Here is a 20643-nt window from a genome sequence, read left to right as displayed (position 1 = left end):
TCGCTCAAATAGGGCGGGAAGCCTGTTTTCAGTGGGACGGTCCATAAATGGGCGGCTCACTTCCACAGGTTCCCGCTGGGGGGGGTAGTCGGTTATTCGGAGGCCGGGGTAGCGGCCGCTTGTTTTGCCAAGGCCTTGCGAACCTTTTTGATGCGAGTGTCATTGCCGGCCTGGGCGTACAGCTCAGTGGAGCGCTCCAAATGCTTGAGCGCGGTCTTCCACTGCTCGGCTTCCATGGCGCGCATGCCGATCAATTTGTGGTACTTGCTGGGGATCTGCTCCGTCAGCTGCCATTCACCATCAACGCGGGGCAACAGGTCGGACAGGTAGGGCTCGGGGCTGCGGCCGGCGTTGTACTCGGCATAAGCCCACTCGCACACGGCGTCGGCGACAAAGGTCTGGATATCCCGGCGCTTGAAGCGCTCCGGCATCTGCTGCCCCTGCTCCATCAGGAAGTCGGCCAGCTCCAGCGCGTCTTCGAACTGGGCGGTGTCGAACAGCCACACCATGACCTGCACCGCAACGCGGTTAGGGAAGTTCAGGCCCGATTCGCAGTAGCGCTGCACGTATTCCTGGTACTTGGGCAGCAGCTCTTCACGCTTGAGGGCCTGACGTCCGGCCAGGCCGTTAATAGCGCTGATACGGGCCAGGTCCTGGTCCAAAGCAGCTTCCTGCAGCAGCAGGTGCTTGCGCGCATTGGCTGGGCTGCTCAGGGCATCAGCTGGCGAGTAGGCCATTCCGGCAGTAGCGGCGAGCGCCGCTACTGCAGTAGTGCCCAATGCCAGAACGCGGCGCTTGTGCGCAAGGGCCAGGCTCACTTCACCAGCTCCACGTTTTCAGTGAAGGCGATCTTTTCCAACTGCTCGATCACGTAGCCTTCGTTGCGGCTGTTGTAGTCCTCGACGCGAGAGCGTTTCGGGTTCTCGATCGTCTGTTTGCGCCAGCTGGTGTCCTGGTAGTAGATCGACAGGTTGTCCCAACTGGTGACCAGTACTGCGTTGACCGGAAAGTTCGGCACGCTGAACGCCGGCAGACCGCCGTAGGTCGCAATGACCTGGGCGTTTTCGATGCGCTCTTTTTCGGTCGGCGTATCGCCCTGTTTGGTGTACAGCTTGGCCTTGTCAGAGGCGAGCAAGTCGGTGCCGATGATCGCGACCAGGTCGCCGTCCTCGCGCAGGATCTCGTCCACCATTTGCTTGGTGTCGTGCACCAGGGCATCAAGGTTGGGGTAGTCGCCACCGGCGCCCAACGTAACCTTGCCAGCGGCGGCGCCCTCTTTCAGCACCTGCTGTGGGGCCTGTTCGCGCAGTTGCTGCAGCCAGCCTTTGTTCACGTCTTGCAGCTTGGGATTCGCCGCCAGGTCGGTCTGAGGCGCGGCGCGGGTGCCATGGAAGCCGATAACGATTCGGTCCTGGGCAATGCGTTTTTGCACTGCAGCGGAATAACGTTCCTTGAAGTCTGGAAACTTCGCCCAGGCGTCGATCTTGGCGTATGGCAAGCCCACGTCCGACTGAGTATCAGCCAGTTCGTAGGTGGTGTTGTCCAGCGCCGAGGCGTCCTTGGCTTCGCGGTCAGTGGTCTTGGTGTTGGTACGGCCGGTGACCGGGCCATTCACACCGATGAATACTTTTTCGCCCTTGATCTCACTCACCGGGACGACGTTGATTCGCTCCAGGAAGTCAGCCTTCGCAGTAATAGCGTCGTTCAGTTCCTGGGCAATCGTTGGGTCAACGCTGAACATGCGGCTCGATCGCTCGACGCCGTACGCTTCGGCCATAGCTTCCTGCAGCTCGGCATATTGTTTGGCGCCACGGGCGCTTAATGGCTGGGCCATGTCAGAGCACCCGCTTTTTGGCAGTGGTCACCGGACCGGCGTTGCGGGGCAACTGGCGACCGGTCGATGTGTCCTGCAGCGCGGAGAACTGTTTTTGCAGTTTCTCCAGCTGAACCAGAACGGCCTTGTTCGAACTACCGCTACGGCGGAACTCACGTTCTTGCTCGGCGGTAGTGACGATCTCGTCTACGGCGGCGCTCACGTCGTCGATGGGGGCTTGATCGGGTTCTGGTGCATCTGCGGCGGCGGGCTCAATCACAGCCTGAATGCCGGCGGCGACGACAAGCAGCTGCTCCAGCAGGGCTTGGAGGGCCGTTGCGGTAGCTTCATCCATTGGGGGTTTGCTCTCAGTTGGGGTGGTGGGTTCGGCGGGTTCGGCGTCCGTGGCAAAGCGCTTGAACAGGCCAGAGAGCAAGCCGATCAGCTTGCCGACCTCGCTCTGCGGTTCGTCTTCAAAGGAGCCCAGTTCGACGGACGCGGCGTAGAAGGAGTCTTTGTGGGTCTGCTTCGAAAAATAGAGTTCCTGGGTACCCAGGCTGGCGGGTTCATCGGTGACGCCCAGACCCGTCAGGTAGGCTTTACCGCTGCCGGCGAAGTTCGGCGTGATCTCGATGCTGGAAAAGAGTTTTTGGCCCTGATCATTCAACTGCAGTAGGCGATCGTTCGGCTTGAGCTGTGCCTCCAACGCAATTTGCCCAGCCTCCAGGTCTTCGCCCTCTTCCACCAGACGCACCGCAAAGACGGTGCCGTGGGAACCGCTCCAGCGTTCGTGATCGCACCAGATCACTGCCGTATATTTGGACGGCTTGTAGGTTTCAGCGATATCGCGCAGTTCCTGGGGAAGGATCTCGCGGCCATCAGCGGTGGTGCCGCTGGTGGCGACACGTTTCCAGTACGAAACAAGGGAACGGGGCATGGACGTTAACTGCGCTCAATCGGTTGAATGAGCCGCCACGATAGGGAGCCGCCAAGCCCCAAACAAACGGTTCAAATGCGCGTTTCTCCTATATTCAAGATATAGGTGGATCACGGAATTTAACCTCGCGTTTACGGCCTTTTCGCCGCATAGACTGCGGCCCATGTACTACTCGACCGAAGTTAAAGAAGCCGCCAAACGCCTATTTCTGCGCCGCTGTAAGGCCAAGGAAATTCAGGCGCAGCTCAACCTGCCCAACATCCGGATCGTCTACTACTGGATACGCCAGGGCGGATGGGAGGACATGCTGTCGGACGAAGAGCCACTGACCGCCGTCGGCAGGCGAATCACCCTGCTCCTGGACAAAGTTGGCAGCCTGTCCAAAGACGACCTCAACGAACTGGACCGACTGACCATCGTTCGCGAACGCCTGCTGAAACAAGCGGCCAAGCCCGCACCGGTGGCCGAATCGAATAGCGACGACCTGGGCGAGTCCCAGGAACCGCGCAGGCGCCCGCGTGGAGAACGCTCCAATCGTGGCGAAGGCGGCGATAGGAAGAAGGAAAAGAAGGCCAAGAACGACATCAGCGGGCTGACCGAAGTCGACTTCCTGGATAAGTTCATCAGCAAGATGTATCGCTACCAGCAGGAGCTGTTCGCGGCCAAGCAAAACCCGCTGACTTGCCGCATCCGCAACATTCTAAAAAGTCGACAGGTGGGACTGACCTACTACTTCGCCGGCGAAGCCTTCATGGATGCGGTGCTGACTGGCGACAACCAGGTGTTCCTGTCTGCCAGCCGCTCGCAGTCGGAGATTTTCCGCAGCTACATCATCCAGTTCGCCAAGCAGTGGTTCGACATCGAGCTGACCGGCAACCCGATTACGCTCAGCAACGGGGCCGAACTGCGTTTCCTGTCGACTAACAGCAGCACCGCCCAGGGCTACCATGGCCACGTCTATGTCGACGAATACTTCTGGATTCGTGACTTCGAAAAACTCAGCACCGTGGCCAGCGCCATGGGCACCCACAAGAAGTGGCGCAAAACCTATTTCTCGACGCCCAGCGCCGTGTCGCACCAGGCTTACCCGTTCTGGTCGGGCGAGGAATTCCGCAACAGCAAGCGCGGGAAGAAGGCCGGTGGTACCTGGCCTACCGAGGCGTCCTACACCCAGGGCGCGCTGTGCCCCGACGGCCAATGGCGCAAGACCATTACCATCCAAGATGCGATCGATGGCGGCTGCGATCTGTTCGACCTGGAGCAGCTGCAGCTGGAGTACGACGAAGACAAATTTCAACAGCTGTTTTACTGCAAGTTCATCGACAGCAGCCAGAGTGCGTTCGGCCTCAAAGATCTGGAACGGTGCTATTCCGACCTGTCGTTGTGGGAGGACTACAACCCGGAACTGGATCGGCCGTTCGGCAACAGCCCGGTTTGGCTTGGCTACGATCCAAGCCGGACCCGCGACGATGCCACCTGCGTGGTGGTCGCCCCGCCACTGGAACCCGGGGCGAAATTCCGCATCCTGGAAAAACACAGCTGGCGCGGCCAGTCGTTCAAGTACCAGGCCGATCAGGTCAAGAAGCTTACCGAGCGTTTCAACGTGCAGCACATCGGCATCGACACGACTGGTATCGGTTACGGCGTGTTCGACCTGGTGCGGGACTTCTACCCGCGTGCGACCGCTATTCACTACAGCCTTGAGACCAAAAATACTCTGGTTCTCAAGGCCCAGGACACGATCCAGGGCAGTCGCATCGAATGGGACGCCGGCTGGACCGACATCGCCCAGGCGTTCCTGACCATCAAACGCGGCACCACCACTAGCGGCCAAGTGACCTACAGCGCTTCGCGCACCGACGCTACCGGCCACGCCGATATCGCCTGGTCGATCATGCACGCCCTGTTCAATGAACCCCTCAACACCAACAAGCGGCGCCGTAGTCGCTATGTCACGAGCGGAACCAATGCCCAAGCCACGACACAAAAAGTCCCAAACCATCCAGCAGGCGCGACAGCAGCAGTCCATGCGAGCGTTCACCTTCGGGGAACCCGAACAGGTGTTGTCCGGCAACATCGGCGAGTATCTGGGGGTATTTCTCAGCGACGACGGCGAGATCTACAAGCCGCCGGTGTCGCGGGCGGGCCTGGCCAAGCTGCTGCGCGCCAACGCGCACCACGGCGCGATTCCGAAATTCAAACGCAACCTGCTGCTGCGTGAATTCATCCCGTCCGAGGGCTGCAGCACGCAGACCATGGGCCGGGCCAGCCTGGATTACATGGTGTTCGGCGAGGCGTATTTCTATCGAGATACCAACGCCTTCGGCGAAGTGCTTGAGATGCAGCACCTGCCCGCGATCAATATGCGGGTGAAGGTCGACGGGGGCTTCAGGATGCTGCTGCCCGACAGCAAGTTCATGGACTTCGAGCAGGACGAAATCGAACACGTCCTGGACTACGACGTGGAACAGAACATCTACGGCGTTCCCGACTACCTGGGCGGGTTGCAGGCCCTGTTGCTCAACGAAGCCGCGACGCTGTTCCGCCGGCGCTACTACAGCAACGGCGCACACGCGGGTTACATCTTCTACACCAACGACCCGGACCTGACCGAAGAAGACGAAGAGAACCTGCGCGCCCAGATCAGCGCGAGCAAGGGCGTGGGCAACTTCCGCTCGATGTTCGTCAACATCCCCAACGGCAAGGAAAACGCCATTCAGATCATCCCCGTGGGGGACTTCCAAGCCAAGGACGAGCTGGAGAAGGTGAAGAACATCACGCGCAATGACGTCATCGCGGCGTGGCGTATGAACCCTGCCCTGGCCGGGATCATCCCGGAAAACAGCGGGGGGTTTGGGGACATCGAGAAGATCGATCGCGTGTATACCAGCAACGAAATCCGACCGATTTGTCAGCTGTTCAATCAGTTGAACGGCACGCTCCGTCGCGACAGGAAAATATCCTGGCAAGAAACCTAGGAACCAGTCGATAACACTATCCAAACGTCATAAAGCAGCTATTACCACTACAAAGTGTGGCAAAATAGTGGCAATTGGCTGCCCTGGGGAGGGACACAATGAGAGTTGTATGCAAATGCGGGAATAAGGGGCGGATTGCTTCACGCGAAGAACTATCGCGAGATTTTGCCAAGCTCTATTGCCAGTGCCTTGACGCAACGTGCGGCCACACTTGGGTGGCGAATTTGACGTTTTCGCACACGCTCAGCCCTTCCGTTCAATCCTACGAAAGAATGCTGCTTGATCGTTTGCGGGATATGCCCAGAGCCGAGCAGCGAGAGCTATTTGACAGTTTGGGATCGCACAATGTCGCGTGAGTTGTAACCGCCGGCATGAAAAGTCGACGGTCCAACTTCATTAGAAATTACTGACGGTCGTTCACGCCATAGCTCATGACCATAACTTCAGTCACTCGGCGAATTTGCTGTTGATCTCGCTCACTCATCGAACGGAAGAGCTGTATTAAACGACGCTCAAGATCATTCAGATCATCCCAGCGAGGTTGGTCGTTTTTCGAGGTCAGGCAGTCAATTTGAACGTGATCCAACATGCGTACTTCTCCATAGATGCATTGCTGGATCGAAGGTATCGGCACTGGAGAACTTTTAAAGCGGAAGGTCCAAAAATGTACAACCAGGTTACGAACGGTTCTACTTTTTCTGTCGCGCTACATCCTCAGCCATGGCCCGCAAAATGCGTACGATGGTGCGCTGATCGTCTTCGGGAATACTTCGGAAGTGCGCAAGCACCGTGGCCTCGATATCGCTCAAGCCAGTACCGACCAGGCGTCGACCACAGAGAACATAAATCGTGTCCACGCCCAAAGATGCCACGCCCTTCAGGTATGACGTGTCTGGATTACGACCGCCGCGCTCGTAAGTGCCTTGAGTATTGCGATTCACCCCCCCTGCCTCCGCTAAGTCCTCCTGACTTAGGTTCAACCTGATGCGTTCTTCACGCAATCGGTCTCCAACAGATCCTTCATTCCCTGAATCGGATGCACAATTTTTCAAGCATCACCCCTGTACAAGACCAAATTAACGTGCATAATCACCGCCAATGAACACAAAACAACCCGTTTCAACAGGAGTGAACACACTATGCCCGCCCCCGTTACGCCTGAGCAAGCCCGCGCATCCCTTGATCGAAAGGGCATGAGCATCGCGGAATTTTGTCGGATACATGACCTGAACAAGAATTTGGTCAGCGACCTTTTAAACGGTCGTCGAAAAGGTCGCCGTGGGGAGGCACATCGGGCCGCCGTACTGCTAGGTATCAAAGACGGCGTGATCGCACAGTAATGGCCACTGCACTGGGGGAACAGCAGAAGATGAAAAGTCGAGTTCTAAAAACACGCCGGGAAGTGGTCAGCGCGATCATATGCAGCTACTCAGGTGGCCGCGAATGTGCTGCCGCTCGGATCGGCCTACCGCTTAAGAAATTCGATAACCACGCATATGAGAACAACGGCTGTCGTCCATTGACCGACTCGCAGATCTTCCAACTGGAGCAGGTCACCGGTACCCACCACCTGCCCAACTATGTTGCGGCGATGTATGGCGGCATGTTCGTTCCTGTCGCACATCCAGACAGCCTGGACAATGTGGAGATGTATGCGCGGGCGATGCAGAGTTCAGCCAAGCAGGGGACGGTCGACCAGATCATTGCCCAAGCGCTTGATGATGCAGTGATCAACGACGATGAAGCCGAGCTAATCCGGAACGCTCACACCTTGCACATGGCCGCGCGCACCGCCGAAGTGTATGCCGCTATTGAACTTTACCGCGCAAAATCGGGGAAAGCCCAATGACCAGCCAGACCAATGCCCTGGACTATCAGGAATGCATGCAGAACGCCGCGCTGGCTTTCCTGGAGCGTCATCAAGCCGAACATCTGGGGGACCTTTCGACATTTCTTAACCGCACCATCAATCACCTGGTGACCACCTTCGACGTATCCGAATCAGTTGCAATCAAGCTGACTTCCCTTGCCCATTTAGAGCTGCAGGGAGTGGCTTACCGTCAACGCCTCGATCTGGACTACAGCAACACCAATGTCGCGGTGATCAAGGACCCCATCAAAGGAGTTTTCTGGTCCGTACCCGTCAGCCTGATCTATGAACGCATTTTGACCGCGCCTGACAACGTGCGCTTGCGCTCCGCCAACTCGTAACCCTAACCCAATCCAACGCCGGCCCCACGTCTCGTGGGTTTGGGTGAGCTGCGCCCGAAATCGAGGTTTAACGATGGTAAACGCCGTAATTGTCAACACTCAACTGCCCCCGGCCGAGGCCGAGGCGTTGCTGGGCGCGCTGCGTGAACAGTATCGCTTGAGCCTCAATGAACATTGGTACGCAGACCAGTTCCGCTTTGTTGCGGACGGTCAGCGCCACGGTGCAATTCTCGCCCATGTCCCGGTAATGGCAGCGCAAAAACGCCTCATGGCCGCGCTCTCTCACAGCCTTAAGGCAACGAAATAATGTCAACTATGAATGAAGATATCCGCGCTCAAATACTTCAGCGGCTGGAGGACGACTTCGGCTTGAAGCTTCGCGTAGGCACGAATTACATGCGGGGCGGTGTTTGCCCCGCCTGCAACAAGAAAGAGCTGTACGCCCGCCACGACAACCCCTGGCAGATCCGCTGCGGCCGGCCGGAGCGCTGCGGCCATATCGAGCACGTCAAAGAAATCTATGAAGATCTGTTTGAGGACTGGAGCAAGCGGGCGCCGGCAACTGATAACGACCCCACCGTAACTGCCCGCGCGTATCTAGAATTCGCTCGTGGTTTGAACGCCGGAAATATGACCGGTTGGTTCACCCAAGAAAATTACGTCAACCACGAAACGAACGAGTCTAGTTCCACGGTTCGATTCCCCCTACCGAACGGTGGCTACTGGGAGCGCCTGATAGATCGCCCTTCCCGCTTCGGCAAGATGAAAGCCCGGTTCAAGCCCAAATATAGCGCCCAGGGTGAATGGTGGTGCCCGCCGAGCGTGGACCTGGCCAATGTCAAAGAACTGTGGATCGTTGAGGGCATCTTCGACGCCACCGCCTTGGTGCAAAACGACGTCGACGCGGTGTCCGCCATGTCGAGCGTGAACTTCCCAGTAGAGGCTTTGAAACACCTGGTCGAACAACGTGCGGGCAACCTGCCCTCTTTGGTCTGGGCGCTGGACAATGAACCAACTGCCCGCGGCTACCTGCTCCGCTGGGTCAAACAGGCACGTGAAATGGGCTTCACGTGCAAGGCAGCGCTGATTCCACAGCGGGATAAGAAAGTCGACTGGAACGACCTGCACCAGCGCTGGCAGTTCGAAGAAGAAGGTAAGGCGCGCAATGATAAGCGCAAGCGTGATCTGGATGCTGCGCGCCATGAGGGCGATTTGCTGCTGGCCCCCTCACCGAAGGAAAAGGCGCTGCTGATGTACACCTGGGAAGAAGGCTTCCCAGAGTTCGCTTTTGACTTCGGCAACCAAACCTACTGGGCCAAGTTCGATCTGTCGAAGCTTGAGGAAGAACAGAAGGCATTGGCAACCAGCGAAGACCACGAAGATCAACAGCTCAACGACAAAGCTGCACGCCGCAAGGTGCTGCAGAACGTCTGCAGCCTGAAGCTTCTGGCCAACTGCCGTTTTGAGGCGCTTTACAAGCAGGTGAATGACGTCACCAACGAGGCGTGGTTTTACTTCCAGGTGTTGGGAATTCATGACGACCACGGAGAGAACTACACATTCACGCCAAAGCAAATCTCCTCGAGCAGCGAATTTAAGACCCGCTTGATGTATTCGGGCGCGACCTGGCTGGGCACGCAGAAGCATCTGGACCAGATCATTATTCGTCAAACAGAACGCCTGAAAACCGTCGAGACCATCGACTTCCTGGGTTACAGCCGCGACCACAAGGCGTACATCTTCAACGACATCGCTATCCACGGCGGGTCTATTTACAAGGCCAACGACGAGGACTATTTCGAGTTCGGAAAGCAGCGGGTTAAGTGCCTGATGAAGTCGGTAAAAATCAAAATGGCCTTGGACAGTAAGGGCTATCGCGAAGACTGGCTGCCGAACCTTTGGACCGTCTTCGGCGAGAATGGCGTTCTTGCCCTTACCTATTGGTTTGGCTCGCTGTTCGCCGAGCAGATCCGGGCCGAACATGAGAGCTTCCCGTTTCTGGAAATGTCGGGTGAGCCCGACTCGGGCAAAACCACGCTGATCAAGTTCATCTGGAAGTTGTTCGGGCGGACCTACGAGGGTTTCGATCCGGCAAAAAGTTCGTTCTCAGGCTTGAGCCGAGCAATGGGCCAGGTGGCCAACCTGCCATTGGTGCTTCTTGAGGCTGACCGAAACACCAACGAGGACAATACCAAGGCCTTCGAGTGGGATCAGTTCAAGGACTTCTATGGCGGCGGCACCCTGCGTACCCGGGGCGTCAAGTCCAACAGCAACGATACCTACGAGCCGCCGTTTCGCGCGTCTATCGTAATCGCTCAGAACGCCATCGTTACCGGCCACGAAGCGATCATCAGCCGTATCGTTCGCTTGCCATTTCTCAAGCCTGTGATCACCGATAAGAGCCGTAAGGCTGCTGATGCAATCGTTCAGACCGAACTCGAGCACGTCAGCCACTTTATGGTGAAAGCAATGCGCGCCGAGCCACTGGTGCTGAAGCGCTTCGCGGAACTGTATCCCCAATACCGCGCCGAGCTTTGGGCCACCCGTAACCTGGCATCCGATCGGGTCATCAAGAACCACAGCATGATGCTGGCCCTGCTGGACTGCCTGCAGCTCGTCATCGCTATCCCGGACGACATGGTCCAGGCCTGCCGCAAATACCTTCTGAAAGCGGCCAACGAGCGCCAGGCGGCAATCAGCACCGATCCGAAGGAAGTGAACGAGTTCTGGCAGGTGTTTGATTACCTGGAATCGCTGCCCTCGGCCCCGATGGTCAACCACAGCAAAAAAGCGGGCTTGATCGCCATCAACCTTAACCAGTTCGCCGAGGTTGCCCTAGAACATCGCCAGCGCATTCCGGACCTGGCGGTCCTGCGCCGGCTGCTCAAAGACTGCCGTGCACATCCTTGCCTGGATACTCAGAAACGCGTGGAAAGTGCTATCCGTGCGCGGCAGCAGGACATGGCCCCAACTGCTCACATCCCTTCGACCATGCGTTGTTTCATTTTCCGGAAGTAAGCGTCATGCACATCCAATTGATTGTTGAGCGGGAACATGACAACGCAGCCGAGAAGATCCGCCGGATCAACGCGGTAATGGTTCGACTGGGCTACGAGGGCAGAACTGTGTTTGCCGAAGCCTACGGCGCTGACGACCTCGTCCAGATCCTTGAGGTTCGGGCCACCGGTGGCCAGAGCGAGATTTTCGTCATGGACTGCTCCCGCGAACAAGTGCAGGCCGTGCTGGAGTGGCAGTCCTGCAACGACGAAGGAGAGTTTGAAGACCTGGTTATTCACCTGGTGCGAAAGGCATAAGCCTAATCACCGAACTGGACACCGGCTACGCCGGCAAATGAAGGGTACCGAGGAGTTACAGCTCCCCGGTACCAACCACCACTGAGGGCAACACCATGCAAGCAAAGCACCAAAGCAGCAGCGACCCGAAGGCTACCACAGTGCCAGCAGAAGGACTGCAGGCGGCGCGGCACCTGATGGCCATCCAAATCGTCGGTACCGCGCTTTTCGATTACCAGGTTCACAAGACGCCCGACGCCCGGATCCGCCTTGAGGCAGTCACCACCATGGCCCACCTACAAGGTGATCTCACTGCAGGTGAAAAGGCATTTGTGTCCCATCTGCTGGCCAATCAATAGTTCCAGCAGTTTGATCCCCAACTTCTAATAATCATGCCCCGGCTGCAACGCTAGACTGCCCGGGGTGCTCCAGCTCACAGAGGGTTAGCAATGAACTCCCGATCGGACAACGTCCTGGTATTCACCGACCTGCAGCGCATCACTGGCTATCAACGCCGGTCTGATGTGGAACGGTCGCTGGTTGACCAGGGCGTTCGCCTGTTTCGTGGCCGCACTGGACCATGGACAACGCTGGACCTTATCAACCAAGCCGCAGGCATGAAGCCCGCCGCTGCAGAGCGATACGACGCCGACATCCTATGAGGAAAGCAAGGAAGCGGAAGCATAATCCGCACATTCCCGCTCACATTGACCAGGCCGCTCTCCCAGCGGCCGTTTACTTTGACCAGCGAAATGAAGGGGTTTGGTACACCCTTCACCGTGACGAAACCGGCACACAACGCCGGCGCAACATTGCGCCAGTGAGCGTCTCACTGGCAGAACTGCACCAGATCATGGACGAGGCTTCCAACGTTGATCGGGGAACGCTCCGCTACGTTTGCGCACAGTTCCACGACAGCGATCGGTACAAGAAGCTCAGTTCAAAAACCCACGACGACTACTGCTACTCCCGCGATGTTCTTCTAAACATTCCCACCAAGCTGGGAAAGCCGCTCGGGGATCTGGCTGTTCAGAAATTCACTTCTGCCCTGGTGCAACGAATCGTTGACCGACTGGCGGACGAAGGCACTCCATCGAAAGCCGCTCACGCGTTGCGCTACCTGCGCCGTGTACTGCAGTGGGGCCGCAATCGCGGCTTCCTGGAAGTGAACCCGGCCCTGGGCATTGAAGCGCCCGTGGAGCGCAAGCAGCGTCGCCTGCCGAATCACCTGGTCATGGATGCTCTTATCGACCGGGCAATTGCCAGAGGTTTGCTGCAGCGCAACGAGAAAGGCGGCTGTCCGGAATACCTTGGCTACGTTATGGAGCTGGCTTACCTCTGCAGGTTACGCGGCATCGAGGTTGTGACGCTCACCGACGAAAACGAGCTGGAAAGCGGAATACTGACCAACCGCCGCAAAGGCAGTCGGGACAACATCGTGCGTTGGACGCCACGTCTGCGCAAAGCCTGGGACAACGCTAAAGCCTATCGGGCCAAGGTATGGGCCAAGCGTAAAACCGCGATTCCGATCATGCCGTCACGTAGGAACATCATCGTGGCCTCCCATGGCGGTCCACTGCGCAAAACGAGCCTAGACACAGCATGGCAACGATTCATAACCCTTGCGCTTGCAGACGACTTCATCACTCCGGAACAACGATTTGCGTTACATGACCTGAAACGACGCGGCATTACCGACACCGTGGGTAACCGAGCGGAAAAGCAGGAAGCCAGCGGCCATCGTGATCCCAAGATGATGGACGTTTACGACTTAAGCATTCCAACAGTATCCCCTTCCGCGGACTGATAATGCCGCTCGGTGAATACTGGCATCTGCTAGCCTCAGCATGCAGCCAACCACTGATAAGGAAACGGTATGTCAGGCGATGCTATCAGCCCTTTGCAACACAATATGCAGCAGCTCGTACGGTTATCAGAGACCGAGGGCTACTGCGATATAACTTTCCACAATGCCCCACCGTTGATTGGGGTGCGCTTGAGCCCGAAGCTAGGCGCTGCAATTATGTACGGAGCGGGAGCTGCAAAAATCACTCAACTTATGGAAGCTGTCGAAACGAGAACCGGTAAAACGTTCCGCGCAGCGGACGTGTGGGTAATCGTGCGATTCCCCGGGGGACTGCCTTCGGAAGAGGATCTAGCTGGCGTTGACTTAGCGGACGGCGACGCAGAGGTTAAACCTGGAGTTTCGATGCGTTTGATGGCTAAGCAGATTTACCATTGCAAGGACGATGTAGAAGCAGAAAAGATGCTACGTCGAGTTCTCGCATCTTAGGCTGCCTCCTAAACCCCCACGTAACAAGCAAACTAGGGCCCGCTGTTTATGCGGGCTTTGGCGTGTCCGTACGTAACAATGAATCACGTAAGTTATTGATTCGTATGTTCTGAGCACCTAGCTTGTAATCAGTAGGTCCCGGGTTCGACTCCTGGTGCCGGCACCATCCAAGGTTCCAGAGAAGGCTTTCAAAATCTCTAGAACCCCCGAAAAACCCGCCTTCTGGCGGGTTTTTTCGTTTTGGCGTTCCATCGGTTTCCGTCAGAAACTGGTGGATTCCAACCGTTTTAAGGGTAGAGTTTGGGATACAGGTCACTTCGATAAAAGGGAGTACCCTTATGTCGCGCACCACAGCTCCGCTCTCCGACGCAGCTTGCCGCTTGGCAAAACCTACAGACCGCGCCTACAAGCTTTTCGACGGCGATGGCCTCTACCTCCTAGTCCAACCCAATGGCCGCAAAGGCTGGCGGCTCCGTTACGTCAAACCTGACGGACGCGAAGGACTGACCTCGTTCGGCAACTACCCCGTCGTTGGCCTCGCCGATGCGCGCCGCAAGCGCTTGGAGGTCAAGCGAATGCTGGCGGATGGCATTGATCCCATAGAGACCAAGCACCAAGCCAAGGCGAAAGCCGTGATCAAAGGCAGAACCTTTGAAAGCGTTGCGCTCGACTGGCATACGGAAATGTCGGCCAAGTGGGCACCAGGCCATTCCAAGACAGTGATGAGCCGCCTCAAAACTCACGTGTTCCCGCTGATCGGCGCCCGCGCCATTGTCGACCTCGACACCCATGACCTCATGCAGCCCTTGGAAGCGATCAAGAAGCGCGGAACGATAGACGTAGCTTTAAGGGTACAAAACTACCTGCAGAGCATCATGCGCGAGGCAAAACGCCTCCGGCTTATCACCGCAAACCCTGCTTACGACCTCGAAGGCTTGATCAAAGCCCCGCGGGTGGTACATCGCCCCGCTCTACCCTTATCGCGACTGCCGGAACTACAGGAACGGATCGACACTTACAAAGGCCGGGCACTTACACGGCTGACGGTCATGCTGTCGCTGCATGTGTTTGTACGATCCAGCGAGCTGCGTTTCGCCCGCTGGAGCGAGTTCGACCTCAAGCGCGGCGTCTGGGAGATACCGGACACTCGGCCCGCGTTGGAGGGCGTACCCTTTTCCACAAGGGGTACGAAGATGGCAGGGGACATCCATTTAGTACCCTTATCGCCGCAAGCAGTGGCGCTACTCGAAAAAATCCATGCACTCACAGGCAAATTCGCATTGGTCTTCGCAGGGGATGCCAAACCCTGGAAGCCCATGTCCGAAAATACCGTGAACAACGCGCTTCGGACGATGGGATACGACACCAAAACCGATATCTGCGGACATGGATTTCGTTCGATGGCCTGCAGCGCACTGATCGAGTCAGGATTGTGGTCGGAGACGGCTATTGAACGGCAGATGAGCCACAAGGAGCGCAACAACGTCCGCGCCGCTTACATCCACAAGGCCGAGTTCATCGAGGAGCGCAGGCTGATCATGAACTGGTGGAGCCGGTACCTAGAGGCCAACCGGCAGGAGCATGTCACTCCGCACGAATTTGCCAACCAGATTGGAGATAACGTTACTCGGATAAAGGCGAAGCCTGGCATTGGCGCAGAGAGGAGGAATTGATATGGATATCTCAACCGCACAAAGCATCAAGCTCGCCATCGTGTCGGCAACCGGGCTGTCAAAAGATGCGTTGCATATCTATTTGGGCATGGCGGTCTATCTAACGTTGATCGTCGGCACCCGACGATTCAGGCCATACCTTGGCTGGCTGGTTGTTTTCATCATTGCGTGTGCTGGCGAGTGGGTAGACCGGCGAGACGATATTGGAAGCTTCGGATACTGGCGCTGGCAGGCAAGCGCTCACGACATTCTTAACACGTTGTTTTGGCCGACGGTGCTTACACTGCTTTGGCTTTTAAAGTGCCGCAGTAAAGCAAGCGTACATCCGTAAGACTCTCGCAATCTGCTCTGCCACGCGGGTCCATCCAAACAGGGCTGCAAAGCCGCCCTGTTTGGATGGACCTCACTTAAAAAATCTAAAGCCCACGCAACTGTCTGTGGAAAACCACGGATTTCCACCGGTGGATAATTTCATCCACAGCCGCAGAGTTTCCGAAAATTCGAGCCTTGACCCAAATTATCCACAGGCGTAGAAAATATCGGGCAAAGCGCTGTCGTTGACAGCAACCCAGGTAGCCAGAACCTTTAAGGCTACGCCACACGGTGGTGGTTCTCCCAAAGTGCGATTAGCGTCCGGTGGCTCGCACGGTCACAGCGATGTGATGGATGCCTACTTCTACCAGAGTGCCCACTGCGGCAACTCATACCCCTTTATAGCTGCCCTGCAGCAACCTATCCGCTTGGCCATTTCCTTGCGCCAACCTGCGCCCGTCTCTTTCTCCCGGAAAGAGACGGGCGCTCCTACCGCTGCTGCAGCCCAACTCGTACAAGGCTTTGCGGCATTCCCCCTCGTGACAATCGGCGTGACAAACACCGAAGTCACCAGCAACAGCGATGCAGATGATGGTGCCGCAGCCCAGGGAATGGACTGCACCTGACTGACAGTCAGGCATGCCCCGGTCATCGCCTCACTGCCTTCACCCGACTCAGGATCTCGCGGCGCTGGTCTCGTCAGCCAATGCAGCCTCCGCCCGCCCACTTCCTCGGAAGTGCTCAGGAGGCCAGATCATGAGATGCCCAAGCTCCCGGTCGTAAGGAGCCGCCAGTCCCGCGTTAGTGGACAACCCTCACAGGTCGCAGGGGCCTTGATCCCTGATAACACTCAGCATTCTTGGCGGGATGACGTGGGGATGGTTTAAAAGGTTTCGCTTCGAGAGGAGTTTGATCATGGCATTGGTCGGTAGACGGGGCTAAATCTCAACGCGACCACACACCTTCTCAGCATCGCGCAATACTATCGTGCCATTACTCGAAATTTCGGTAAGATGCGGGTGGATAAGGATTTCTGGAGAGGTTGAAAAATGGACTTCACCCCTATCATCGCCCAGATCTGGGGCATGCCGAACTGGATTTTTCCGGGCGCATTTTTTCTCGCTCGGCTCAAGCGGCCGCTAAGCCAAGGCTATCACGGTGAACTTTCGGTGCGACTGCTCGCCCGGAAGCCGGGCAAGCACATCTATCTCCAGCTGCACAATATCACTCTAAATACGTTAGGCAGCACCACGCAGATCCACCGATTTGTTGGAGAGGTCTGGCCATGGCAGCGTCCCCCCTATTACCAAGCGAAAAAACCTGGGCTATAAAAATGCTTCCAGTTGAAATAAAGCTAATATCTTCCACACACGAACTACATGTCATCAATATAGAATCGTTGGATACCAAAATAACTAAATATCTTGATGATTTTTTGGTATCGATATGTGAGGGCAGCTCTGACAGCGAGCTAGACCTAGTTAAAATAAGGCTGAGAAAATTTCTGGAAGATAAAGATACCAATACTCGAATGGGAGCAGCCGCGGAGCTTTTTGCTCATTTATACTTAAGAATGATTGGTTACAAACAGGAATTCCTATTCTTTAATCTAGAAGAAGGATCAATAAAAAAAGGGTTTGATGGTTTTTTCTCTAAAGACTCTGAAACCTATCTACTTGAAAGTAAATCCGGCTCTATATCCAGTAAAAGAATCAGTCACAAAGATAAGCTTAAACATGCCTACTCCGATTTAGAAAAGTACGTTTCTGGGAAAAGTGAGAAAGGTAAAAACAACCCATGGAAGAATGCCTACAACCATGCCTCCCATATAGATGTAGGAACGGAAAAATCAATCAGAAAGAAAATTAAAAATCTTCAGGATATGTTTGACCAAGGAACCTTTAACAAGATAACCGAATTCAATATCATCACATGTTCAACGATATTCCTAAATGGCGTGTGGGACTCAACAGCGAGCGCTGAAATCTTAAATGATAACAGCTTCGTATTAAGCTTTGACGGAAAAACGATTAAAGCTATGTGCTTGACAAAATCTAGCCTAAATAGCTTTGTTGAATACCTGGAGAAGTAAAATGGCAATTAGCCTGACTTGGCTCAAGAGCAATAAATTATTTTCAGAAGTTATGAGGAAGACCTCTCTAAACATCCAGCTTGACAATAGAGAGCTGGAGTTCATCCTAAGCTGTGCAATTGTATTTTTTAACGAATACAGTGGCGACAAGAGAAGATCCCCCTACTTTGAGATTGCATACTATATAACCTTGAAGTGCGCGATTAATAACAATTATTATCAACCACTACTAGATGCAAGCTCAAATTTTGGGATCTACCCGGTAGCGCAGTACATATCAAAAAATAAATTAACCGAGAATTCAACAAGCACAAACTTCACTTTAGAGTACCAGTTGGAAAAATTTCTAAACAAACACATAACTGAAACCTACGAGCAAAAAAAATATCGAGAGCAAATAATTAACAGCGGTAGCAAGGAGAACTGTTACATCGCGCCGACCTCTTTTGGAAAAAGCACATTAATTATAGATATAATAAAAGCAAGGAATCCCAAGAGAACCGCAATCATCGTACCAACCAAATCACTCCTTATACAAACTTACAAGTTAATCAAAGCTAATTTCCCGCTCCGCCACATTATATTTCATGATGAAATGTATGATGGGGCAGGAAATTTTATTTCCATATTCACTCAAGAGCGTGCTCTCAGGCTCTTAAAAAACAAAGATATATCTTTTGAGCTGCTGATAATTGATGAAGCCCACAACTTATTTGAAATGGATGGAAGAAGTATTCTGCTAACAAGGCTAATACGTAGGAATAGGCTTAGAAATCCGGAGTCGACAAACTATTATTTATCACCCTTGGTATCTGAAACAGAAAATCTTAAAACTGATGAAAATCAGGAGTTTTTTGAACGGCGCATAGCAAGCAATATTAAAGAACCAGAAATCTATGAATATAAATCAAATGGAGAACAGCACGCCTACAATAGATTCATGAATGAGTTTTATCGCTTAGGGAATGAGTCGAGTTTCGTAGACTACATAATAAAAAACAAGAAAGAGAAGAACTTCCTATACCTCAGAGCACCGAAGAAAGTTGAAGAGCTTTCCATGCTTATAAGCAAGGAGCTACCATATATTGGCTCAAGTGTGCTCGGCGATTTATCTCAGACCATTTCAAACAACGTTCATAGTGACTTCTATTGCGTAGAGCATATAAAAAAGGGGATGATTTATTTGCATGGAAAGCTCCCGGATTTAGTAAAAGAATATTTGGAGCACAAGTTTTCACAAACCAAAGAGCTAAAATACCTGATTGCGAATTCAGTAATTCTAGAGGGAGTTAACCTGCCGATCGACAACCTATTTATTCTAAACACTTACGATCTGGATGGAAAATCATTAACCAACTTGATTGGCAGGGTAAATAGACTTAACGATGTGTTCGATGACAGCAGAAAATCTCTCGACAAACTTCTTCCACCTATACATTTCGTAAACTCAGACCAGTTTAATCGGAAGGGTGGAAAGATGGAAAATAAAATAAGACTTCTAAAAAATGGAATATTTAAAGACAACATAGAAAACCCTCTACTGCTGAATTTCGACTTGAGCCAAGTCATTAAAGACTTAGACATAGCGCGCGAAAATATAGATCAAGATGGTATAGAGACTCTAGAGAGGAAAGTTAATCAATTTGAATATATCCAGAGCAAAGAGGACTTTTTGATACACAGTGATGGGGACGAGTCTAGCAAAGTAAAGCACACGCTTATGGAGTCAGGCATTTCTTCTGTGTACTATAATCCTGAGAGAGTCTTTGGCTTACTTGAAAGACGCCTAGGTACAATTTCCTCAAGTGAGGAATGGATAACATCCGACGTAATTGACAAAGTGTATTTATATTTTATCAAGGCTCTTGAAAATCAGATTTCAGATGCCGCGTTTCTTCGCCTTCAGCACCCAAAAGCTAGAGATTTCTACAAACTATTCACAAGAAATCTCCATCGCCTAAATCTTAAAGATCACTTATCAGACACAGTGAAGTATTTCCACAGCATTAAACTTATCGATAGTGGAAAAGAGTTTTTCATTGGAAGTTCCTATGGCGAGATAGCCAAAAACAGGGCCGACGGCGTACATGGCAGCAATGTATACATAGATCTATCAAAAAAAACAGACAAAGAATTGGTAAACTTGGCGCTAGTGAAAATTAAGATAGAAAGTGACTTTGTCTCTTATAGACTCAATGAATACGTGAAAGCCCTTCATGACTTGAGACTGATTACTGAGAATGAGTACAATCTACATATTTACGGAACCAACAAAAAAACAAATGCCGAATTCGTCAAGATGGGCATTAGTGGGTCTTTGGTGAATAAATTGGAGCGTGACAAGCAGACAGGCAATATTTCAATAAGTGAGCTTGGAGAGGTTAAATTCAATAGCGAATTCGCTGACTATGTAAACTCGCAAGATGACCTTGTTCAGTTTGAAATAAGAAAATACATAGACATCCAATAGGGGTTTATTTTTACGTGAATGTAATAATTCTCTCAAGTCGTCCCTGCTAATTTTTAATTGGAGGCCCAATTGCCACGGGCGACTATGATTATTCCAGGGTTTCGTACAGAGCCTCTTTATAACTCAGCTCGCCTTTTTCGACCTGATCGACGACCGACAATTTAAAGGTCAGCGTGTAGTCGCGCTGACTGCGCCTTTTAGCTGATTCCATTACGTCCTCCTGAAAAACAGATCAGAAGGTGTAAACCTTATTCAGGACGGGACAGAGAGAAAAAATAAATCAGTCCCCTTTTCGCCCGTGTACGCCTTGAGACCGGTATTTGTAGGCGCAGCAGAGCTATTAGGGTTTGAACATTTTGACGAGGAACTTACATCCTTGCCTCGATCGGTTTGAGGCTCTTCCGCAACATTTCCTTTAGGGAAAGCTCAAAATGTCAACGGCAGGCGAGAAATCTGCCAACGTATGATCCATCGAGCTAAAAATCTTGAAAATCGCAATCGGCCATAAGCAGGCAGTAGACTATATGGTGGCGTTGAGCTATCGTCTGGATGGTCCGTACCTAGGAGAAGG

The 20643-nt window shown here is 53.6% G+C and carries 24 protein-coding genes; 18 read left to right on the top strand and 6 right to left on the bottom strand.

Features of this window, described 5'->3' with window-relative positions; translation table 11 throughout:
- Window positions 1-92 precede the first annotated feature (92 nt).
- From gpM to ACFZPT_RS23960, 3 genes are read right to left on the bottom strand one after another with little or no spacing between them, the layout of a single operon-like run.
- Window positions 93-818, bottom strand: a complete 726-nt coding sequence (gene gpM, locus ACFZPT_RS23970) for a phage terminase small subunit (RefSeq protein WP_379555841.1) — start codon at window positions 816-818, stop codon at window positions 93-95.
- Window positions 815-1834: a phage major capsid protein, P2 family gene (locus ACFZPT_RS23965; protein WP_379555840.1), complete on the bottom strand. Its 1020-nt coding sequence runs from the start codon at window positions 1832-1834 to the stop codon at window positions 815-817. Before ACFZPT_RS23965 ends, gpM begins: the two co-directional genes overlap by 4 nt.
- Before the next feature lies 1 nt (window position 1835).
- Window positions 1836-2750 carry a GPO family capsid scaffolding protein gene (locus ACFZPT_RS23960; protein WP_379555838.1) on the bottom strand — a complete coding sequence of 305 codons (915 nt, stop codon included), beginning with the start codon at window positions 2748-2750 and terminating at the stop codon, window positions 1836-1838.
- Window positions 2751-2913: 163 nt separating this feature from the next.
- Between ACFZPT_RS23960 and ACFZPT_RS23955 the strand changes: the two genes are divergently transcribed.
- From ACFZPT_RS23955 to ACFZPT_RS23945, 3 genes are all read left to right on the top strand, one after another.
- The gene (locus ACFZPT_RS23955) at window positions 2914-4971 is read left to right on the top strand and encodes a terminase large subunit domain-containing protein (protein ID WP_379555837.1); all 2058 of its coding nucleotides are present in this window, start codon (window positions 2914-2916) and stop codon (window positions 4969-4971) included.
- Window positions 4883-5728 (top strand): phage portal protein, encoded by an 846-nt coding sequence (locus tag ACFZPT_RS23950; protein ID WP_379555879.1) that lies wholly within the window; start codon window positions 4883-4885, stop codon window positions 5726-5728. The genes ACFZPT_RS23955 and ACFZPT_RS23950 overlap by 89 nt, the downstream gene beginning before the upstream one ends.
- A gap of 98 nt (window positions 5729-5826) precedes the next feature.
- A complete protein-coding gene (locus tag ACFZPT_RS23945) occupies window positions 5827-6084 on the top strand; it encodes an ogr/Delta-like zinc finger family protein (protein ID WP_379555835.1) in 258 nt (85 codons plus the stop codon).
- A 47-nt stretch (window positions 6085-6131) separates the two neighbouring features.
- Here ACFZPT_RS23945 and ACFZPT_RS23940 read toward each other — a convergent pair whose 3' ends face one another.
- Together ACFZPT_RS23940 and ACFZPT_RS23935 are read right to left on the bottom strand one after the other, a co-directional pair.
- Complete coding sequence (locus ACFZPT_RS23940) at window positions 6132-6317, bottom strand: hypothetical protein (protein WP_379555833.1); 186 nt, start codon at window positions 6315-6317, stop codon at window positions 6132-6134.
- 100 nt (window positions 6318-6417) lie between these two features.
- Window positions 6418-6729, bottom strand: a complete 312-nt coding sequence (locus tag ACFZPT_RS23935) for a helix-turn-helix domain-containing protein (RefSeq protein ID WP_379555831.1) — start codon at window positions 6727-6729, stop codon at window positions 6418-6420.
- A gap of 138 nt (window positions 6730-6867) precedes the next feature.
- On the opposite strand from ACFZPT_RS23935, the gene ACFZPT_RS23930 reads away from it, so the two are divergent.
- The 15 genes from ACFZPT_RS23930 to ACFZPT_RS23860 all read left to right on the top strand — a co-directional run bounded on the left by ACFZPT_RS23930 (window position 6868) and on the right by ACFZPT_RS23860 (window position 20072).
- Window positions 6868-7068, top strand: a complete 201-nt coding sequence (locus ACFZPT_RS23930; RefSeq protein WP_379555830.1) for a DNA-binding protein — start codon at window positions 6868-6870, stop codon at window positions 7066-7068.
- Window positions 7069-7097: 29 nt separating this feature from the next.
- A complete protein-coding gene (locus ACFZPT_RS23925) occupies window positions 7098-7577 on the top strand; it encodes a YmfL family putative regulatory protein (protein WP_379555878.1) in 480 nt (159 codons plus the stop codon).
- The gene (locus ACFZPT_RS23920; protein WP_379555828.1) at window positions 7574-7939 is read left to right on the top strand and encodes a hypothetical protein; all 366 of its coding nucleotides are present in this window, start codon (window positions 7574-7576) and stop codon (window positions 7937-7939) included. The genes ACFZPT_RS23925 and ACFZPT_RS23920 overlap by 4 nt, the downstream gene beginning before the upstream one ends.
- Before the next feature lie 73 nt (window positions 7940-8012).
- The gene (locus tag ACFZPT_RS23915) at window positions 8013-8246 is read left to right on the top strand and encodes a hypothetical protein (protein WP_379555826.1); all 234 of its coding nucleotides are present in this window, start codon (window positions 8013-8015) and stop codon (window positions 8244-8246) included.
- The gene (locus tag ACFZPT_RS23910; RefSeq protein WP_379555824.1) at window positions 8246-10957 is read left to right on the top strand and encodes a toprim domain-containing protein; all 2712 of its coding nucleotides are present in this window, start codon (window positions 8246-8248) and stop codon (window positions 10955-10957) included. The genes ACFZPT_RS23915 and ACFZPT_RS23910 overlap by 1 nt, the downstream gene beginning before the upstream one ends.
- 5 nt (window positions 10958-10962) lie before the next feature.
- On the top strand, window positions 10963-11253 hold the full coding sequence (locus ACFZPT_RS23905; protein WP_379555823.1) for a hypothetical protein: 291 nt from the start codon (window positions 10963-10965) through the stop codon (window positions 11251-11253).
- Window positions 11254-11348: 95 nt separating this feature from the next.
- The gene (locus ACFZPT_RS23900) at window positions 11349-11591 is read left to right on the top strand and encodes a hypothetical protein (protein ID WP_379555822.1); all 243 of its coding nucleotides are present in this window, start codon (window positions 11349-11351) and stop codon (window positions 11589-11591) included.
- Window positions 11592-11681: 90 nt separating this feature from the next.
- Complete coding sequence (locus ACFZPT_RS23895; RefSeq protein ID WP_019360433.1) at window positions 11682-11894, top strand: hypothetical protein; 213 nt, start codon at window positions 11682-11684, stop codon at window positions 11892-11894.
- Window positions 11891-13039: a tyrosine recombinase XerC gene (xerC, locus tag ACFZPT_RS23890; RefSeq protein WP_379555821.1), complete on the top strand. Its 1149-nt coding sequence runs from the start codon at window positions 11891-11893 to the stop codon at window positions 13037-13039. Before ACFZPT_RS23895 ends, xerC begins: the two co-directional genes overlap by 4 nt.
- Before the next feature lie 69 nt (window positions 13040-13108).
- A complete protein-coding gene (locus tag ACFZPT_RS23885; protein WP_379559090.1) occupies window positions 13109-13525 on the top strand; it encodes a transposase in 417 nt (138 codons plus the stop codon).
- Between the two features lie 338 nt (window positions 13526-13863).
- Window positions 13864-15198: a tyrosine-type recombinase/integrase gene (locus ACFZPT_RS23880; protein ID WP_379555819.1), complete on the top strand. Its 1335-nt coding sequence runs from the start codon at window positions 13864-13866 to the stop codon at window positions 15196-15198.
- Between the two features lies 1 nt (window position 15199).
- A complete protein-coding gene (locus ACFZPT_RS23875) occupies window positions 15200-15529 on the top strand; it encodes a hypothetical protein (RefSeq protein WP_099602149.1) in 330 nt (109 codons plus the stop codon).
- 1030 nt (window positions 15530-16559) lie between these two features.
- Window positions 16560-16841 carry a hypothetical protein gene (locus tag ACFZPT_RS23870; protein WP_379555817.1) on the top strand — a complete coding sequence of 94 codons (282 nt, stop codon included), beginning with the start codon at window positions 16560-16562 and terminating at the stop codon, window positions 16839-16841.
- A complete protein-coding gene (locus ACFZPT_RS23865) occupies window positions 16796-17602 on the top strand; it encodes a hypothetical protein (RefSeq protein WP_379555815.1) in 807 nt (268 codons plus the stop codon). Before ACFZPT_RS23870 ends, ACFZPT_RS23865 begins: the two co-directional genes overlap by 46 nt.
- Before the next feature lies 1 nt (window position 17603).
- The gene (locus ACFZPT_RS23860) at window positions 17604-20072 is read left to right on the top strand and encodes a DEAD/DEAH box helicase (RefSeq protein WP_379555813.1); all 2469 of its coding nucleotides are present in this window, start codon (window positions 17604-17606) and stop codon (window positions 20070-20072) included.
- A gap of 88 nt (window positions 20073-20160) precedes the next feature.
- Here ACFZPT_RS23860 and ACFZPT_RS23855 read toward each other — a convergent pair whose 3' ends face one another.
- Entirely contained in the window at window positions 20161-20283 is a 123-nt protein-coding gene (locus ACFZPT_RS23855; protein WP_379555881.1) for a hypothetical protein, read from the bottom strand.
- Window positions 20284-20643 lie beyond the last annotated feature (360 nt).

It is taken from the genome of Pseudomonas sp. MD330_10, assembly GCF_042610415.1.
Classification (GTDB): Bacteria; Pseudomonadota; Gammaproteobacteria; order Pseudomonadales; family Pseudomonadaceae; genus Aquipseudomonas; species Aquipseudomonas rhodesiae.
The sequence above is the reverse complement of the archived record's forward strand: the minus strand, read 5'-3'. Positions and strand labels throughout refer to the sequence as shown.

Excerpts from the sequence above, each read along its gene's own strand:
- ACFZPT_RS23965 (WP_379555840.1), bottom strand. The coding sequence starts at position 1,834 with ATGGCCCAGCCATTAAGCGCCCGTGGCGCCAAACAATATGCCGAGCTG.
- ACFZPT_RS23960 (WP_379555838.1), bottom strand. The coding sequence starts at position 2,750 with ATGCCCCGTTCCCTTGTTTCGTACTGGAAACGTGTCGCCACCAGCGGC.
- ACFZPT_RS23955 (WP_379555837.1), top strand. The coding sequence starts at position 2,914 with ATGTACTACTCGACCGAAGTTAAAGAAGCCGCCAAACGCCTATTTCTG.
- ACFZPT_RS23945 (WP_379555835.1), top strand. The coding sequence starts at position 5,827 with ATGAGAGTTGTATGCAAATGCGGGAATAAGGGGCGGATTGCTTCACGC.
- ACFZPT_RS23940 (WP_379555833.1), bottom strand. The coding sequence starts at position 6,317 with ATGTTGGATCACGTTCAAATTGACTGCCTGACCTCGAAAAACGACCAA.
- ACFZPT_RS23930 (WP_379555830.1), top strand. The coding sequence starts at position 6,868 with ATGCCCGCCCCCGTTACGCCTGAGCAAGCCCGCGCATCCCTTGATCGA.
- ACFZPT_RS23925 (WP_379555878.1), top strand. The coding sequence starts at position 7,098 with ATGAAAAGTCGAGTTCTAAAAACACGCCGGGAAGTGGTCAGCGCGATC.
- ACFZPT_RS23920 (WP_379555828.1), top strand. The coding sequence starts at position 7,574 with ATGACCAGCCAGACCAATGCCCTGGACTATCAGGAATGCATGCAGAAC.
- ACFZPT_RS23915 (WP_379555826.1), top strand. The coding sequence starts at position 8,013 with ATGGTAAACGCCGTAATTGTCAACACTCAACTGCCCCCGGCCGAGGCC.
- ACFZPT_RS23910 (WP_379555824.1), top strand. The coding sequence starts at position 8,246 with ATGTCAACTATGAATGAAGATATCCGCGCTCAAATACTTCAGCGGCTG.
- ACFZPT_RS23905 (WP_379555823.1), top strand. The coding sequence starts at position 10,963 with ATGCACATCCAATTGATTGTTGAGCGGGAACATGACAACGCAGCCGAG.
- ACFZPT_RS23900 (WP_379555822.1), top strand. The coding sequence starts at position 11,349 with ATGCAAGCAAAGCACCAAAGCAGCAGCGACCCGAAGGCTACCACAGTG.
- ACFZPT_RS23895 (WP_019360433.1), top strand. The coding sequence starts at position 11,682 with ATGAACTCCCGATCGGACAACGTCCTGGTATTCACCGACCTGCAGCGC.
- xerC (WP_379555821.1), top strand. The coding sequence starts at position 11,891 with ATGAGGAAAGCAAGGAAGCGGAAGCATAATCCGCACATTCCCGCTCAC.
- ACFZPT_RS23885 (WP_379559090.1), top strand. The coding sequence starts at position 13,109 with ATGTCAGGCGATGCTATCAGCCCTTTGCAACACAATATGCAGCAGCTC.
- ACFZPT_RS23880 (WP_379555819.1), top strand. The coding sequence starts at position 13,864 with ATGTCGCGCACCACAGCTCCGCTCTCCGACGCAGCTTGCCGCTTGGCA.
- ACFZPT_RS23875 (WP_099602149.1), top strand. The coding sequence starts at position 15,200 with ATGGATATCTCAACCGCACAAAGCATCAAGCTCGCCATCGTGTCGGCA.
- ACFZPT_RS23870 (WP_379555817.1), top strand. The coding sequence starts at position 16,560 with ATGGACTTCACCCCTATCATCGCCCAGATCTGGGGCATGCCGAACTGG.
- ACFZPT_RS23865 (WP_379555815.1), top strand. The coding sequence starts at position 16,796 with ATGGCAGCGTCCCCCCTATTACCAAGCGAAAAAACCTGGGCTATAAAA.
- ACFZPT_RS23860 (WP_379555813.1), top strand. The coding sequence starts at position 17,604 with ATGGCAATTAGCCTGACTTGGCTCAAGAGCAATAAATTATTTTCAGAA.
- ACFZPT_RS23855 (WP_379555881.1), bottom strand. The coding sequence starts at position 20,283 with ATGGAATCAGCTAAAAGGCGCAGTCAGCGCGACTACACGCTGACCTTT.